At 71.6% G+C, this 15,201-nt stretch carries 14 protein-coding genes and 1 riboswitch; of the genes, 7 read left to right on the forward strand and 7 right to left on the reverse strand.

What is annotated here, in order from left to right; genetic code table 11:
- Window positions 1-29 precede the first annotated feature (29 nt).
- Window positions 30-1,028, reverse strand: a complete 999-nt coding sequence (locus A3G1_RS0107485; RefSeq protein ID WP_018348854.1) for a protein kinase domain-containing protein — start codon at window positions 1,026-1,028, stop codon at window positions 30-32.
- A complete protein-coding gene (locus tag A3G1_RS0107490) occupies window positions 1,025-1,780 on the reverse strand; it encodes an NUDIX hydrolase (protein WP_018348855.1) in 756 nt (251 codons plus the stop codon). Before A3G1_RS0107490 ends, A3G1_RS0107485 begins: the two co-directional genes overlap by 4 nt.
- A 149-nt stretch (window positions 1,781-1,929) precedes the next feature.
- On the opposite strand from A3G1_RS0107490, the gene A3G1_RS0107495 reads away from it, so the two are divergent.
- Together A3G1_RS0107495 and A3G1_RS0107500 are read left to right on the forward strand one after the other, a co-directional pair.
- Window positions 1,930-2,433, forward strand: a complete 504-nt coding sequence (locus A3G1_RS0107495; protein WP_018348856.1) for a SigE family RNA polymerase sigma factor — start codon at window positions 1,930-1,932, stop codon at window positions 2,431-2,433.
- Window positions 2,430-3,728, forward strand: coding sequence for a TolB-like translocation protein (locus tag A3G1_RS0107500; protein ID WP_018348857.1), 1,299 nt, complete (start codon window positions 2,430-2,432; stop codon window positions 3,726-3,728). The genes A3G1_RS0107495 and A3G1_RS0107500 overlap by 4 nt, the downstream gene beginning before the upstream one ends.
- A gap of 77 nt (window positions 3,729-3,805) precedes the next feature.
- On the opposite strand, the gene A3G1_RS0107505 is transcribed toward A3G1_RS0107500, so the two are convergent.
- Genes A3G1_RS0107505 through A3G1_RS40390 form a run of 3 tightly spaced genes read right to left on the reverse strand, consistent with a single transcriptional unit; the run spans window position 3,806 to window position 6,056 of the window.
- Window positions 3,806-4,471: a hypothetical protein gene (locus tag A3G1_RS0107505; RefSeq protein ID WP_018348858.1), complete on the reverse strand. Its 666-nt coding sequence runs from the start codon at window positions 4,469-4,471 to the stop codon at window positions 3,806-3,808.
- Window positions 4,468-5,592, reverse strand: a complete 1,125-nt coding sequence (locus tag A3G1_RS0107510) for a PrsW family glutamic-type intramembrane protease (protein ID WP_018348859.1) — start codon at window positions 5,590-5,592, stop codon at window positions 4,468-4,470. The genes A3G1_RS0107505 and A3G1_RS0107510 overlap by 4 nt, the downstream gene beginning before the upstream one ends.
- A complete protein-coding gene (locus A3G1_RS40390; RefSeq protein ID WP_018348860.1) occupies window positions 5,589-6,056 on the reverse strand; it encodes a hypothetical protein in 468 nt (155 codons plus the stop codon). Before A3G1_RS40390 ends, A3G1_RS0107510 begins: the two co-directional genes overlap by 4 nt.
- A 105-nt stretch (window positions 6,057-6,161) precedes the next feature.
- On the opposite strand from A3G1_RS40390, the gene A3G1_RS33730 reads away from it, so the two are divergent.
- Together A3G1_RS33730 and A3G1_RS0107525 are read left to right on the forward strand one after the other, a co-directional pair.
- On the forward strand, window positions 6,162-8,885 hold the full coding sequence (locus A3G1_RS33730) for an AfsR/SARP family transcriptional regulator (RefSeq protein ID WP_018348861.1): 2,724 nt from the start codon (window positions 6,162-6,164) through the stop codon (window positions 8,883-8,885).
- Between the two features lie 88 nt (window positions 8,886-8,973).
- A complete protein-coding gene (locus tag A3G1_RS0107525) occupies window positions 8,974-9,372 on the forward strand; it encodes a hypothetical protein (RefSeq protein WP_018348862.1) in 399 nt (132 codons plus the stop codon).
- 34 nt (window positions 9,373-9,406) lie between these two features.
- Here A3G1_RS0107525 and A3G1_RS33735 read toward each other — a convergent pair whose 3' ends face one another.
- Window positions 9,407-10,084, reverse strand: a complete 678-nt coding sequence (locus A3G1_RS33735) for a TetR/AcrR family transcriptional regulator (RefSeq protein WP_018348863.1) — start codon at window positions 10,082-10,084, stop codon at window positions 9,407-9,409.
- Between the two features lie 156 nt (window positions 10,085-10,240).
- Between A3G1_RS33735 and A3G1_RS0107535 the strand changes: the two genes are divergently transcribed.
- From A3G1_RS0107535 to A3G1_RS0107545, 3 genes are all read left to right on the forward strand, one after another.
- Window positions 10,241-10,675, forward strand: coding sequence for a DUF6326 family protein (locus tag A3G1_RS0107535; protein WP_018348864.1), 435 nt, complete (start codon window positions 10,241-10,243; stop codon window positions 10,673-10,675).
- A gap of 85 nt (window positions 10,676-10,760) precedes the next feature.
- Window positions 10,761-10,954, forward strand: a riboswitch (cobalamin riboswitch).
- Window positions 10,955-11,096: 142 nt separating this feature from the next.
- The gene (locus A3G1_RS0107540) at window positions 11,097-13,370 is read left to right on the forward strand and encodes a ribonucleoside-diphosphate reductase subunit alpha (RefSeq protein WP_018348865.1); all 2,274 of its coding nucleotides are present in this window, start codon (window positions 11,097-11,099) and stop codon (window positions 13,368-13,370) included.
- A gap of 32 nt (window positions 13,371-13,402) precedes the next feature.
- A complete protein-coding gene (locus A3G1_RS0107545) occupies window positions 13,403-14,398 on the forward strand; it encodes a ribonucleotide-diphosphate reductase subunit beta (protein WP_018348866.1) in 996 nt (331 codons plus the stop codon).
- Between the two features lie 3 nt (window positions 14,399-14,401).
- On the opposite strand, the gene A3G1_RS0107550 is transcribed toward A3G1_RS0107545, so the two are convergent.
- The gene (locus tag A3G1_RS0107550) at window positions 14,402-15,166 is read right to left on the reverse strand and encodes a class I SAM-dependent methyltransferase (RefSeq protein ID WP_026211892.1); all 765 of its coding nucleotides are present in this window, start codon (window positions 15,164-15,166) and stop codon (window positions 14,402-14,404) included.
- Window positions 15,167-15,201: the final 35 nt, after the last annotated feature.

Raw genomic sequence — 15,201 nt, forward strand, 5'->3', positions numbered from 1 at the left:
ATGGTGCCTCCTTCGGGGGTTGGCCCCGCTCACCGCGGCACGGTGAACGGGCGGAAGGTACGGGGTCCGTACAGGTTTTCGAGGAGTTCGTCGAACTCGGTGAGCAGCCGCCACGCGTCCTGCGGGCGGCGGCGCGGCTGCGGCAGCGTGCAGCCGTCAGCGAACCTGGCAAGCCGCGGATGCGCCCGGGAGCCCATCAGCGCACGCATGCAGGCTGTCGCCAGGTAGATGTCGGTGGCCGGGGTGGCTGGCTGCCTGGCCGGCACCTCGGGCGGGTACATGTCGCGGTGCCGGGCGACCATCGCGGGGACGGGACTGTCCTGTGTGGTCACCGAGTAGCACCAGTCGACCAGCATCAGGCCGTGCTCCGCTGGGTGGATGAGGATGTGCTCTGGCAGGACGGCCCCGTGCACGACCCCGGCCCGGTGGGCGTACCCGAGCGCGACCAGCACCCGCCGCCACATCCACGCCACGTCACGCGGGTCCACCCCGTCCGGGTAGGCCTCGGCGACCCGGGCGAGCGTGACCATCCCCGGGTACTCCGACAGGACGTTGGCCGCCCGCCGCGCCCCGGTCGCGGGATCCTCCTGCTCGAACGTCTCGACCAGGCGCGGGATGTAGGCACGGTACTCCGGGTCGCCGTCCCTGGCGAGCTGTGCCAGGGCCGTGGCCTCCCTGGCCATCAGGTCGTTGTCGGCCGGGCGGCGGGGCAGCTTGAGGATCGCCCGGGTGCCCGCGTACGTGACGCTGAACAGGTTGGCGATGTCGCCGGTCGCGATCTGGCCGTTGAGCCGGTACGTGTGCCGGCTGGTAGTGATCGTCTGACCGGACACCGGCCTGCCCTGGTACTCGGCCCACAGCGCGGCCAGCCGGGCGAACGCGTCGGCCGCGACGACCGCCCGCGCTGGCGGGGCCGCGTCGGGGTGCAGGAGCCTGGCGAGCCGGTGGTAGTCCCTGGGACCCGCGAACAGGTCCGCTGGGGACTTCGCGGCGTACAGCTCGGCGAGCGCGCCGGCGAACGTGGTCACCGGACACCGTCCTCTCTGGCCGGTCGCAGGAGAGCCGGGTGCAGGAGGCGGGCGTCGCCTGCCCGGTACAGCCTGGCGCGTGGCCCGCCCCGCTCCCCGCCCCGGCTGGCCGTCTCGCCGGTGCTCTCCACGAAGCCGGGCACCGACAGGACCTTGCGGTGGAAGTTGCCGGGATGCAGGTCCTCGCCCCACACGGCCGCGTACACCGCGCGCAGCTCACTGATCGTGAACTCCGCCGGGACGAAGGCCGTGGCCAGCGGGGTGTACTCCAGCTTGGCCCTGGCCCGGTCGAGCCCGGCCGCGAGGATCGCGTCGTGGTCGAAGGCCAGGCCTGCCGCCTCGCTCACCGGCACCCAGGCAGCGCCCGCCGCGTCGCCGCCCGCTCGCGGGTCGGGCAGGCTGGGCGCGAAGGCCAGGTACGCCACCGAGATCACCCGCATCCTGGGGTCGCGGCCGGGGTCGCCGTAACTGGCGAGCTGTTCGAGGTGGACGGCGCCGAGCTGGCCCTCTCCGGGCCGCAGGCCGGTCTCCTCCGCCAGCTCGCGCATGGCGGCCTCCGCCAGGGTCTCTGACTCCCTGACGAATCCGCCGGGCAGCGCCCGCCGCCCGGCGAACGGGTGCTGTGCCCGGTCGACGAGCAGGACGTGCAGGACTCCATCCCGGACGGTCAGGGTCACCACGTCGACGGTGACCGCGACCGGCGGGAACTCCCGCGGGTCGTAGCCGTCCAGGAACTCCCGTTCCGTGGTCATCCCTGCCTCCGCCCATGTTGTTCTCAGGTTGAGTATTACTCGAACTGAGAACAACCTACCACCCACCCGGCCCGCCGGCAAGAAGTTCGCGGGACGTGCAACAGTCCAGGGCGCTCGCGCGTACTTGGTAGCCGGAGGTGAGCAGACAGATGAACCAGAAGGCATCCGATGGATTCGAGGAGTTCTTCCGCGAGCGTTCGGCAGCCCTGCTGCGCTACGCGTACGTGCTGACCGGCAACGCGCACGACGCGGCCGACCTGACCCAGGAGGCACTGGCCCGGCTGCGGGGGGCCTGGCACCGGGTGCGCAGGGACACCAGCCCCGAGGGGTACGTGCGGACGACGATGGTCCGGCTGCACGTCTCGTGGTGGCGGCGCAAGCGCAGGGAGTGGCTGGCGGCGTCGGTACCGGAGCGGCCGGTCGTGGCCCATCCGGCCCAGGCCGGCGGTGACCTGTGGCGGGCGATGGAAACGCTGCCGGCCCGGCAGCGCGTGATTCTCGTGCTCCGGTACTACGAGGACCGTCCCGATCAGGAGATCGCGGAAGCACTGGGCATCTCGGCGGTCACCGTCCGCAGCCAGGCGTCTCGCGCGCTGGCCAAGTTACGTGTCGATCCGCGGCTGGCGGCCGCGTCACTGGAGGGGACGGCATGACCATGAGCACGGAGAAGGAGATCAGGGCCGCTTTCGGCTCTGCGGAGGAGCTGGCTCCCAAGCCGGAACCCGGCCTGCGGGCAGCGGTGGAGCAGCGGTACCGCCGGCGCCGGGCGGCCGGAAGGACGGCCACGGGGAGCCTGGCGGCGCTGGTTGCAGCGGGTGTGGTCATCGCGTCCACTATGGTCAGTAGCGACGGTGATCGCTCCCCGAGTGCGGGGCCCTCCGCAGGGCCGTCGGCGGCCGCCAGCCCGGCGAAGGCTGTCACGGTCACGACGCCGATGCCGTGGGAGCAGGTCTGGCCGGGTTCGCTCAAGCAGCTGCCTGCCACACTCCCGGACGGCGGCAAGTACTACCCCAAGGCCGCCATCGACGCCACCAAGTGGGTCGTCATCCGGGTCGGCGGGACTCCCACCATCCCGGGCAGCAGCGGCGAGCTGCTCGTCTTCGACACGGCTGCAGGTACGACCCGGCGGGTGGTGGACGCGAAGGTGCAGGGAGATGACCTCTCCGGCATATCGCGTGTCACGGCAGGCGACGGTTATCTCGCCTACGCGACAACCACCAGCATGCACACCGCAGTCTGGGTGGTGCCTGCGGCTGGCGGTACGCCGCGCAAGGTGACCGAGTACGCGACAGGCTCCGCGGAGCCCAGCAGATCACTCAATGTGGATGGCCTGGTCGTCGCCGGTGGCCGGGTCGCGTGGGCCGTGCGGGTGACCGCCGGACCAGACGGTGAGGACGGGGTGTGGACGGCACCACTGACCGGTGGCTCTCCCGCCCTCGTACCGGACTCGAAGGGCTGGGAGCTGACGAACTGGCCGTGGATCACGAAGGAGATGGACCGCGACAACCCCGGCCCGGCTTTTCTCCGCAATCTCGAGACCGGCGCGCACAAGGCTGTTCAGCCACCCCCCGGGGCGAGGATGGCGGAGATGCACTGCTCGCCGGGCTGGTGCTCGGGGTGGCGTGAGGACAAGAGCACCTTCATCATGCGCTCGGACGGCTCCGGCCTCCAGGAGGGCATGAGCATCCCTGGCGGGAGGCAGATCGTGGCCGACCGGTACCTGTTCGGTTCTGTCCTGCGCGGCACCCAGCCGCGCGACAGCGATCTTGTGGTGTGGGACCTCCAGACCGGCAAGGTCGGCCTGGCAGGCTCGCCGGACCCGAAGCAGTCGGGGGACTTCACCTGGAACCCCGGTGACAACGCGACGGTGCCGCTCCTCTGCTGGCGGACGCCGGACTGGTCGGAAACCAGCCCCTACGCGATGGTCGACTTCGGGCGGCTGAAGTAGTGCGCCTGCCCTGATCGGGGGCGGGTGAGCTGGCCGATGGTTCCTCCCATGTGCCCGGCCAGCTCACCCGGGTCTTCTCAGATCAGCCACGGGTCCGGCTCGCCCTTCGGCAGCGGGGTACCCGGCGGGAGCAGCGGCCCCGGATCGACCGGCCACGGCGTGGTCGGCGGGGCGCCGTCCGGAGCCCGGGAGCTGGGCGGGATGTGCACGTTGACCGGCCTGCCGTCGGGGCCGTACTCGACGGTCGCGCCCGGGTGGGCTTCGAGCCCGGTCATCTCCTTGTTCGGCTTGTAGACGGTGGGCGTGTCCCAGACCCGGCCGTCGGGGCCGACCGCGCCGGGCGGGTAGTACCGCCAGGCTTCCTGTGCCCGGTCGATGCCGTGGATCTCGCCGTCGCCGTAGACGCGGATTATCTTGCTGTCGCCGATGTCGTACTCGTCCAGCGACTTCGTCGGCGGGAGCGGGTCGCCGCCCGGGGTGTGCCGGGCTGGCAGGCCGGGGAAGTGCCGGTGTGTGCCGTCGGGGCTGGACCAGCCGCCTTCCGGCATCGGCAGCCGGTCGAACTTCGGCGGGCTGGCCGCGACCTCGTCGGCGTACGGGACCTCCGGGCCGGCCCCGGCGTTCATCCAGCCGCCGGCTGTGGCGAGGGCCGCGGCTCCACCGGCCGCTGTTCCGTAGACGACGGGTACGGCTGTCCCGTCCTGGACGCAGCTCGCGCACCACAGCAGCAGGTCGGTGATCACGGCGTCCGTCCTTTCTGGAGGGTCGCGAGGCTGGCGGAACGTCGGGCCAGCTCGGCCGGTTCTGAGAAGAACCAGCCACGTGCGGACCTGTTCACCCGCAACCACTCGTACGCGACGAGGGCGAGCGTCCCGCCGACGAGCACGATCGAGGCCAGCCAGCCGCCAAGGAACGGCAGCCGGGCGGCCCGCATGACGGCCGGGTCCAGGACGTAGAGCCCGTTCACGGCGGCGTGCTCTCCGGCCGCGATCGCGAGCGCGACCGGGAGGGCCAGCCAGGCCAGCCGGTGCCGGCGCCGGTAGAGGACGCCGACGGCGATACCGAGGCCGGCCAGTCCGGTGTAGACGAGGTGACCGGCGGCCATCATGCTCACGCCCCAGACGTGGTGGACGCCGGCGCCCGGTACGAGCAGGGACAGCGGGAAGCCGTCCGCCGGGTCGAGCGCGCCCCGGCCGAACAGCGCGTCCTCGTACAGGGCGAAGCCGGCGCCGGTCCAGGCCGCGAGAAGCACGAGGTCTGCGGCTGACGGGCGGTGGTCGCGGCGGCGGGCGGCCAGGAGCGCCAGTACCAGTACCGGAAGGGCTTTGATGATCTCCTCGGTGAGTGGCACCCAGACGGCGATCGCCAGCGGGTTGTCCCGCCCGAGCAGCGCGATCACCGGCTCGCCTGCCAGCCGCGACAGGGCGGTCAGGCCGAGGAACCCGGTCAGCCCGGCCCCGGCGAAGGTCCGCCACGGCAACGTCCGCACTCCCCCGGTGACCAGGGTCAGCACCCCGATCGGCCACGCGTGCCCGAGCAGGTCGGCCAGGAACGTGCCGAACCCGGCCGCCTGCGTGATCGACGGCAGCATCGCCAGCGCCGCGACCGCAGAGACGGCCAGCCCGGCCCAGGTGACGACGCCGAGGACCTTCGCACGCCTGGCCGGTGAGGACTGGCGGGCCGCCCAGGTCAGCAGGACGCGGAAGCCGATCCCCACCGGTACGAGAAGAAAAAGCGCGGCAGCACCCGGAGCGATGCCAGCGGCCGGCAAGGCCAGACCAGCGGCTGCCAGCAGCACGCAGGCCGCGGCAGCGAGGATCAGCCACCGGTCACGGCGCGCGCTCTGGCCATAGTCGGCGCTCATTTGCAGTTCTGCCTTGTCCACGTCTCGATGTGGCTGATCGCCGAGTGGACCTCCTTGGAGTCGGCGCGGGCAGCCGCACCTGACTTCCCGTCGATCAGGTCGATGTCGAGGGTCACGACGACCGTCACGTCGTTGCGGATCTCGGCCGGCGAGACGGCCTGGAAGGCACGCAGCTTCTCCTTCGCGTCCTCCTTGTCCACCCCGGCGCCGAGCCCGTCCGCCTTCTTCGCGATCTTCATCAGCAGGTCCTCCTCGTTCGCGTAGAGCGCGCAGAAGTCCTGGCCGGCCGCGCGGCTGTGCGTGCCGGTCGGTGCGGGACGGGCCGGGGCCGGGGTGTCGGCTGTCGTCGCGGGGGTCGCGGCGGCAGGCGGGGACTTCCTGGCCAGCGCGCCGCATGCGGTCGTGCCGGTCAGCGCGAGCAGCGCGGCGGCACCCAGGACGAGCTTCGTGGTGGCGGCAGGCATGACAACCCCTCAACATGTCGGGTCTAGACTTTCCGGGCGTACTTCCCGGTTCGCTCCCCCAGCGTCGCCGGGCACGCTAAAGACCGGCTAAAGGTGGTTGGCGGGATGCTGCTGTTCGGGGTGCTCGGGCCGCTGACGGTCACCCGGGGCGGTGAACCGGTGCGGATCGGCGGGCCACGGCCTCGCGCGCTGCTGGCCACCCTCCTGGCCCACGCCGGGCGGCCGGTCACCGCCGGGCACCTGATCGGCGAGATCTGGGGTTCCGAGCCGCCCGCCACGGCCAGCACAGCACTCCAGGTGCACGTTTCCGCCTTGCGGAAGGTGCTGGGTGACTGCCTGAAAACCACCATTTCCGGGTACCAGCTGGAGGTCGCGCCCACCTCGGTCGACGCGGCCAGCTTCGCGGCGCAGGTCGCGGCGGCCCGGCAGGACGTGGCCACCCGCCCGGCCAGTGCCGCCACGGCCCTCGCCGCGGCCCTGGCACTGTGGCGCGGCGAGCCGTACTCCGAGGTGGACGGCGGGCCGGACGTCGAAGCCGAGCGGATCCGGCTGGCCGGGCTGCGGCTCAGCGCGACCGAGGACTGGGCAGAGGCCGAGCTGGCCCTCGGGCGGCACGCGGCTGTGGCCGCCGAGCTGCCAGGCCTGGCCGGCCAGTACCCGGAACGCGAGCGCCTCACCCGCCTCGTCATGCTCGCGCTGCACCGCTCCGGCCGGCCGGCCGAGGCACTGGCGTTGGCTGGCGGCGATCACCGCCCCGGCATCGCCGAGCTCGCGGCGGCCATCGAGCGGCGCGATCCCACCCTCGACCCGCCCGCAGCCGTGCCCGCCCCGGCGAGCCGGTTCGTCGGGCGGCGCGCCGAGCTGGAGGCGATGGCCGGGCGGCTCGGCGTGGCCAGGCTGCTCACGGTCACCGGGCCGGGCGGGGTCGGCAAGACCCGGCTCGCTCTCGAACTCGCCCGGGACACCGCGACCAGCCACCCGGACGGCGTGACGGTGGCCGAGCTGGCCAGTACCCGGCCGGGTGAGGTCGCCAGCCGGGTCGCCTCCGCCCTCGCGGCGCGCCCCCGGCCGGGGCAGTCCGTGCTGGACTGTGTCGCAGCCGAGCTGTACGCGGCCCGGGCGCTGCTGATCCTCGACAACTGCGAGCACGTGATCGGCGAGGCAGCGGGACTGGCCGCCTGGCTGCTGGCGCGCTGCACGGGGCTCCGCGTCCTCGCCACCAGCCGCGAACCGCTCGGCGTGGACGGCGAGGTGGTGTGGCCGCTGGCCGGCCTCGCCGTACCGGGGCCTGGCGACCCGGCGGGGCTCGCGATCACCAGCGAGGCCGTGCGGCTGCTGGCGGACCGGGGCGCTGCGGCCCGGCGAGGGTTCACTGTGGACGGCGGGAACCTGCCGGCTGCGGTACACCTGTGCCAGCGCCTCGACGGGTTGCCGCTCGCGATCGAGCTGGCCGCCGCGCAGCTGCGGACCCGTTCCCTCACCCAGATCGCCACCGGCCTCGACGAGCGGCTCGACATGAGTGACGTGCGGTCGCGGACCACGCCCGGCAGGCACCGGACGATGCGGGCAGCGATCGGCTGGAGCTTCGGGCTGCTCACCCCGCAGGAGCGGACGGCGATGGCCAGGCTGGCCGTGTTCGCCGGTGGGTTCACGGCCGAGGCGGCCAGGGAGGTGGCCGGCCTGGAGCACCCCGTACTCGAACGCCTCACCGACCAGTCGATGCTCACCGTGAGCTTCCTGGCGGACGGCCCGAGGTTCGGGATGCTGGAACTGATCCGGGAGTACGCAGCCGAGCCGGCCGGGGCCGCGCATCAGGATGGGCGCCGGGAGCGGCATGCCCGGTGGTGTGCCGAGCTGGCCGAGGAGGCGGCGCGGTCCAGTTCGGACGGTGCCCGGCTCCGGCAGCTGCGGGCCGAGCTGCCGAACCTGCGGGCGGCGATGGCCTGGGCGCTCGGCCCGGGCGGCGATCTCGCTGTCGCGCTGCGGATCTCCGCCTCGCTGTGGTGGTTCTGGGGCGACCACGGGCTGGGCACGGAAGCGCTCGGCTGGCTCCAGCAGGCCACGGCGAGCCACGCGGCCGTGCCGGCTGAGCTGCGCGCCCGTGCCCTGCGGGCCGCCGCGAGCCTGAGCCGCCCGGCCGGTGACCTCGGCCGGTCCCGGGAGCTGGGTGAGAGATCCGCCGCCGCGTACCGCGACCTCGGCGAACCTCTCGCGCTGGCCGGGGCGCTCAACGGGGTCGCGTGGACGGCACTGGCGCAGCGGGACTATCCGGCGGCTCTCGCGTACGCGGAGGAGTGCCGGCAGATCACGGAAGCCGCCGGTGACGAGTTCCGCAGCGCCGCGACCCTGAACCCGCTGGGCCTCGCGCTGATCGGGCTGGGCCGCCCCGCCGAGGCCGCCACCCAGCTCGCCGGCGCGCGCCGCCGGCTCGCCGCCATCGCTGAACCAGGCGCGGAAGCCGCAGCGGCCAGCAACCTGGCGATGGTGACCCGGATCCTCGGCGACCGGCCCGCCGCCCGCGCCCTCTACCGCGAGAGCCTGAAACTCTTCACGGAACTGGGTCTCGTACCCGGCCAGCTCGAAGTCCTCGAAGGACTCGCCGGCCTCGAAGCAGAGGACGGCGAGCCCGCCACGGCCCTGCGCGTCCTCGAAGTCACCAGCCGCGCATGGCTCCGGCACGACCTGACCGCCGTCAGCCCGGTACGCCAGGACGACCGGGCCGCGACGCGGGCGGCGGCGCTGGCGGCCCTCGGCAGCCGTTCCGCTCAGGTGGTCGCGGAGGCCCGGCAGCTCGATCTGTCCACTGTGGTCACCGGCTACTTGCCGTGATCCAGTCCTGACTGTCCGAACTGTACTGACGCTGTACCGCCCCCTGCGAAGCTTCCGCCGTACCCGCTGAACAACAGAAGGGCACGGCATGAAGCTCAAGAAGATCCTGGCCGCCTCGGCGGCACTGGGCGCGCTGAGCGTGGCCAGCCTGGCCTCCCCCGCGCACGCCGCCCCGCCCCCGTCACACAACGGGACCCTGGCCGCGGCCGGGTGCTACTACTTCTCGATCGCGGACGTCGGCGTGACCGTGAAGGGCTACAAGTGCAAGGACTCCAGCAACACTGTGACCCAGGTCTGGGGCGAGGTCCAGGACACCAAGGCCGACAACAAGTGCGCGTACTTCCAGGTCGGCTGGTACAACCTCGACTGGGACCTGTACTACTACGACACCACCCCCCGCGCGTGCCCGAGTGGAACGAAGAAGACCTTCGACTGGACCAACAGGTGGGGCGCCGAGAACTACGGCGAGCGGGCGTACGTGATCTGACCCGCGAGGAACACCCAGAGCAGTCGTGGCCCGGCTACCTCACCCGCCGTGCCGGGCCACGGCGTTCCCCCAGCAGCCGTTCGAGCCCGTCGAGGATCAGGTCGAGCCCGAACGTGAAGTCCGGCGCGCCGTCGTACGAGCCGGACATGACCGCCCCGGCCATCTCCCCCAGGTGCGGGTACTCCCCGGCCTCCAGCAGCGGCAGGTGGGTCTCCGCCACCCCCGCGTACTCCTGCGGCTCGAACGGGAACGTAAGCCGTTGCAGGGTGAAGCCGTAGATGTGGCTGTCCATCGCGTTCCACGCCCGGTCGGCCAGCTCGACGCCGAAGCCGGCCTCGCGGAGCGTGCCGATCGTGGAGTCCACATAGCGCAGCATCGCCGGGCCCACGTTGACCCGCGACATCAGCAGCCTGGCCGCCCACGGGTGGCGCATCAGGACCTCGTGGGCCGAGACGGCCCGGTGCCGCATGGCGGCCTTCCACTCCTCGCCGGGCGACGGCAGGGCGATCTCCCCGACCACCAGGTCCGCGATGCCGGCGAGCACCGCGTCCTTGCCCGCCACGTGCTTGTACAGCGACATCGCCTCGACGCCCAGCTCCTGGCCGAGCCGCCGCATGGTCAGCGCCTCGGTACCGGAGGCGTCGGCGATCGCCAGGGCCGCGCCGAGCACCCGGGCGGCGCTCAGCGGCTGCCGCTGCTCGTTTCGTGCCATCGCTCCCAGTCCCCCTCACCGTGCGAGCCCTGACCGTACCCGAGACGCCGGGCGGTGACCTTGACAGATCGAACGCGAGGCGTAGGCTTACATCGTAAGCCAGCTTACTAAGTAAGCCAGGAGTTCCGAGCCTTGCGCCCCACGCTGGAGTGAGCAATGAACAGCACGAGAGCCATCCTCTCCACCCTCTGGATATTCGCTTCCCTCAATTACCTGTACTGCGATGTCGTCACACTGATGGACTCGCGGATGCTCGGCCAGTTCCTCACCGGGCACGTCGGGGGCATGGACATCTCGGCCGGGTTCCTGCTCGCCGCCTCGGCGCTGGTGGAGATCCCGATCGCGATGGCCGTGGCCGCCCGGCTGGTCACCCGGCACGGGCTCAACCGGTGGGCCAACGTCACGGCTGCGGCCGTCATGACGATCGTCCAGTCCCTCACGCTGTTCACCGGCACCCCCACCGGGTACTACGTGTTCTTCAGCGTCATCGAGATCTCCTGCACCCTCGTGATCGGCTGGCTCGCGCTGCGCTGGCGGGCGGACGACGCGGCTCCCCGGACCCCGGCAGCCACTGTGGCCCTGGCCAGCTGACCGCGCCGGGCGTCGTCCGATTCGGACGATGCCCGGCCACGACACCCCTACACACAGTGTCTTTGCGTCCGACCACCCCCACATGTAGTGTTGCCGCGTTGCTGGTGCACGAGAGTGCGGCAAGAGGGAACCCCGGTGTGACTCCGGGACTGCCCCGCAGCGGTGAACGGGAACGACAGCCGTCAACAAGCACTGGGTGAACAGCCTGGGAAGCGACGGCCAGTAGGAGTGCGCCAGGCGCCCGTGAGTCCGAAGACCTGCCAGCGATAGCGCGCGCCGCCGGTGCGCGCTGGTCGGCGGGCCTCGCGGGTGGGCCTCGGCTGAGACGGGCGCGCAGCCTGCCCTTGCGCGCGTGCCCGCCGATGCCTCCTGCCCAGGACACAGCCCGCACGAGACCGTGTGGATCCGGGTGGGGAGAGCGATGAGCGTAGTACTGGACGACGAGCTGGAGGACCAGCTCAGGCAGGCCGCGGCCGAGCTGGCCGCCGAAGGGCTCACCAGCGTGGACCCGGCGCGGGTCCTGCCCAGCACCTGGCCCGGCGCGACCCCGGCCGAGCTGCGGCTGCGGGCGATCGAGACGGCTGCCGCACTGGTCGCCGAGGAGCCCGCGTACTCGAAGCTGGCCGCCCGCCTGCTCGCCGCGCACATCGCGGAGGAGGCCGGCTTCGCCACGTTCACCGAGTCGGTGGAGGCCGCGTACTCGGCCGGGCTGCTGTCCGGTGAGCTGGCCAGGTTCGCCAAGGACCACGGCGACGAGCTGAACGCCATCGTGGACGGCGCGGCCGACAACCGGTTCGAGTACTTCGGGCTGCGGACCGTCTACGACCGCTACCTCCTCCGGCATCCCGAGACCCGCAAGGTGCTGGAGACTCCCCAGTTCTTCCTGCTCAGGGTCGCCGCCGGCCTGTCGCAGACCCCGGCTGAGGCCGGCGAGCTGTACGGGCTGATGAGCCGCCTGGCCTACCTGCCGAGCTCGCCGACCCTGTTCAACTCCGGTACCCGCCGCCCCCAGCTGTCCAGCTGCTTCCTGCTGGACTCGCCGCGCGACGAGCTGGAGTCGATCTACGACCGGTACAGCCAGGTGGCCCGGCTGTCGAAGTACGCGGGCGGGATCGGCATCTCGTGGTCGCGGGTCCGGTCGCGCGGTTCGCTGATCCGGGGCACCAACGGGCACTCCAACGGCATCGTGCCGTGGCTGCGCACGTTCGACGCGAGCGTGGCCGCCGTCAACCAGGGCGGTCGGCGCAAGGGCGCGGCCTGCGTGTACCTGGAGACGTGGCACGCGGACATCGAGGAGTTCCTGGAGCTGCGCGACTCGACCGGCGACGAGAACCGGCGGACCCACAACCTGCACCTGGCCAACTGGGTACCGGACGAGTTCATGCGCCGGGTCGAGGCGGACGGGGGCTGGTCGCTGTTCGACCCGAAGGCCGTCCCGCAGCTGACCGACCTGTGGGGCGAGGCCTTCGACGCGGCGTACCTGGCCGCAGAGGCCGCCGGGCTCGCGGAGAAGCAGGTACCGGCGCGCGATCTCTACGGCCGGATGATGCGCACGCTGGCGCAGACCGGTAACGGCTGGATGACCTTCAAGGACCAGGCCAACCGGACCTGCAACCAGACCGCCCGGCCCGAGAACGTCGTACACCTGTCGAATCTCTGCACCGAGATCCTGGAGGTGACCAGCGACGGCGAGACGGCGGTCTGCAATCTCGGCTCGATCAATCTGGCCCAGCACTGCACCGCCGACGGCGTCGACTGGGACGCGCTGCGCGCCACGACCCGCACAGCTGTCCGCTTCCTCGACCGGACGATCGACCTGACCTACTACCCGACCGCCGAGGCCGCCGCGACGAACCAGCGGTGGCGGCCGATCGGGCTGGGCATGATGGGCCTGGCCGACGTGTTCTTCACGCTCCGCCTGCCCTTCGACTCGCCAGAGGCCCTGGCACTGTCGACCCGGATCTCCGAGGAGATCTCGCTGGCGGCGTACGAGACCTCGGCGGCCCTGGCCGCCCAGCACGGCCCGCATCCGGCCTATCAGGACACGCGTGCCGCCGCCGGCATGCTGCACCCGGACCACTTCCCCGCCGTCACCCTCGGCGAGCGCTGGGCAGCTGTCCGGGAGCAGGTCGCCCGGCACGGCCTGCGCAACTCGCTCATGGTCGCCATCGCGCCGACCGCGACGATCGCGTCCATCGCCGGCTGCGGCGAGTGCATCGAGCCGCAGGTGTCCAACGTGTTCAAGCGCGAGACGCTGTCCGGAGAGTTCCTCCAGGTCAACCGCTATCTGGTCCGGGACCTGGCCAAGCTCGGCCTGTGGACGCCAGCGATCAGGGACGCGATCCTCCGGGCCGAGGGCTCCGTCCAGGACCTCGACATCCCCGAACCCATCAAGATTTTGTACCGCACGGCGTGGGAGCTCCCCCAGAAGGCCCTGATCGACCTCGCGGCCGCCCGCACCCCGTTCATCGACCAGAGCCAGTCGCTCAACCTGTTCATGGCGACCCCGACGATCGGCAAGCTCTCCTCGATGTACGCCTACGCGTGGCGCTCGGGCCTGAAGACCACCTACTACCTGCGCTCCCGCCCGGCCACCCGGATCGCCCAGACCACCGTGTCCTCCGCCCCGGTCGCAGACGCCGAAGTCATCGCCTGCTCCCTGGAAAACCCCGAGATCTGCGAGGCGTGCCAGTGAGCGAGCCTCGCGAGCGAACTAAGGAACACAGCATGCTGCTGAACCCTGGTCTTGACCTGACCCTGCGCCCGATGCGCTACCCCGACTTCTACGAGCGTTACCGGGGCGGCATCCGCAACACGTGGACGGTCGAGGAGGTCGACCTCGCCTCCGACCTGCCCGACCTCGCCACGCTCAGCCCCGGCGAGCGGCACCTGGTCAACCGGCTCGTCGCCTTCTTCGCGACCGGCGACACGATCGTGGCCAACAACCTGGTGCTCAACCTCTACAAGCACATCAACGCGCCCGAGGCCCGGCTGTACCTGTCCCGCCAGCTCTTCGAGGAGGCGGTGCACGTCCAGTTCTACCTGACGCTGCTGGACACGTACCTGCCCGACGACGCCGACCGGGCCGAGGCCTTCGCCGCCGTCGAGCACATCCCGTCGATCCGGGCCAAGGCACAGTTCTGCTTCCGCTGGATCGACTCACTGTCCAAGGTGGACGAGCTGCGGACCAAGGACGAGCGGCGCGCCTTCCTGCTCAACCTGATCTGCTTCGCGGCGTGCATCGAGGGGCTGTTCTTCTACGGAGCCTTCGCGTACGTGTACTGGCTGCGGTCGCGCGGCCTGCTCGACGGGCTGGCCACCGGCACCAACTGGGTGTTCCGCGACGAGTCGATGCACATGGACTTCGCGTTCGCCGTGGTGGACGTCGTGCGCGCCGAGGAGCCGGACCTCTTCGACGACGAGCTCGGCAAGCAGGTCGTACTGATGCTGGAGGAGGCCGTCGAGGCCGAGATGCAGTTCGCGCACGACCTGTGCGGGGAGGGCCTGGCAGGCATGACGGCCACCGACATGCGCTCATACCTCGAGTACGTCGCCGACCAGCGGCTCGCCCGCCTCGGCCTGCCCGCCCGCTACGGCTCGGCGAACCCGTTCCCGTTCATGGCCCTCCAGGACGTTCAGGAACTCGCCAACTTCTTCGAGCGCCGGGTCACCGCGTACCAGACAGCCGTCGCGGGCACCGTCTCGCTGGACGAGGACTTCTAACGCTCAAGGGCGTGTCCTGCGGGCGAGGTGGGCGGTGATGTCGGCGAAGATCTCCACGGTCGCCGGCAACGCCCGCAGGATCTGGGTGTACACCTGTTCCCGGTCGGCGGGCGCCAGCTCCAGGTACGCCGAGACCGTGGAGAGCATGCCCACGTAGCCGGCGGCGCTCATCGTCCAGCGCCGCCCGGCCACGACCTGCCGCACGTCGGTGAACAACTCGGACCGCTCAAGCTCCGTACCTGGCCACTGCATCTCCTGCTCCGGCGGCGTGCCGTCCGGCGAGGGGATCTCGTCCGTGTCCAGGTACGGCGCACGGGCAGCCTGGACAGCCCGCTCGACGGCCGGATCAGCCAGCCGGATCGGCCCGCCGAACGAAGCCACCACGCCACCGGGCTCCAGCAGGGCCGCCATCCGCGTCCAGCGGCCTTCCGGGCGGGTCCAGTGCAGCGCGGCGGCCGCGTAGACGAGTCCATATCGCTCAGTCAGCGGCAGGTCCTCGAACGTGGCGCGCAGGGTCCTGACACCTGCCGGTACGTGCTTGCGCAGCTCGGCGAGCATGGCCTCGTCGGGCTCGGTCGCGGTGACCTCGACTCCCCGGCCACTGAACAACCGGGTCGCCTTCCCGGTCCCGGCCCCGATCTCAAGCGCTGTACGGATCGGGCGCCCCGCGTAGGCCGCCACCAGGTCGAAGATCTCCTCCGGATACCCGGGCCGGAACCGCTCGTAGGCTTCCGCCACTGCCCCGAAACTCAGCGCACGCACAGACATGACCAGCATCCTGCCCGAGCACGACCAGCGACGAA

It is taken from the genome of Longispora albida DSM 44784, assembly GCF_000379825.1.
In the GTDB taxonomy this organism is placed as follows: Bacteria; Actinomycetota; Actinomycetes; order Mycobacteriales; family Micromonosporaceae; genus Longispora; species Longispora albida.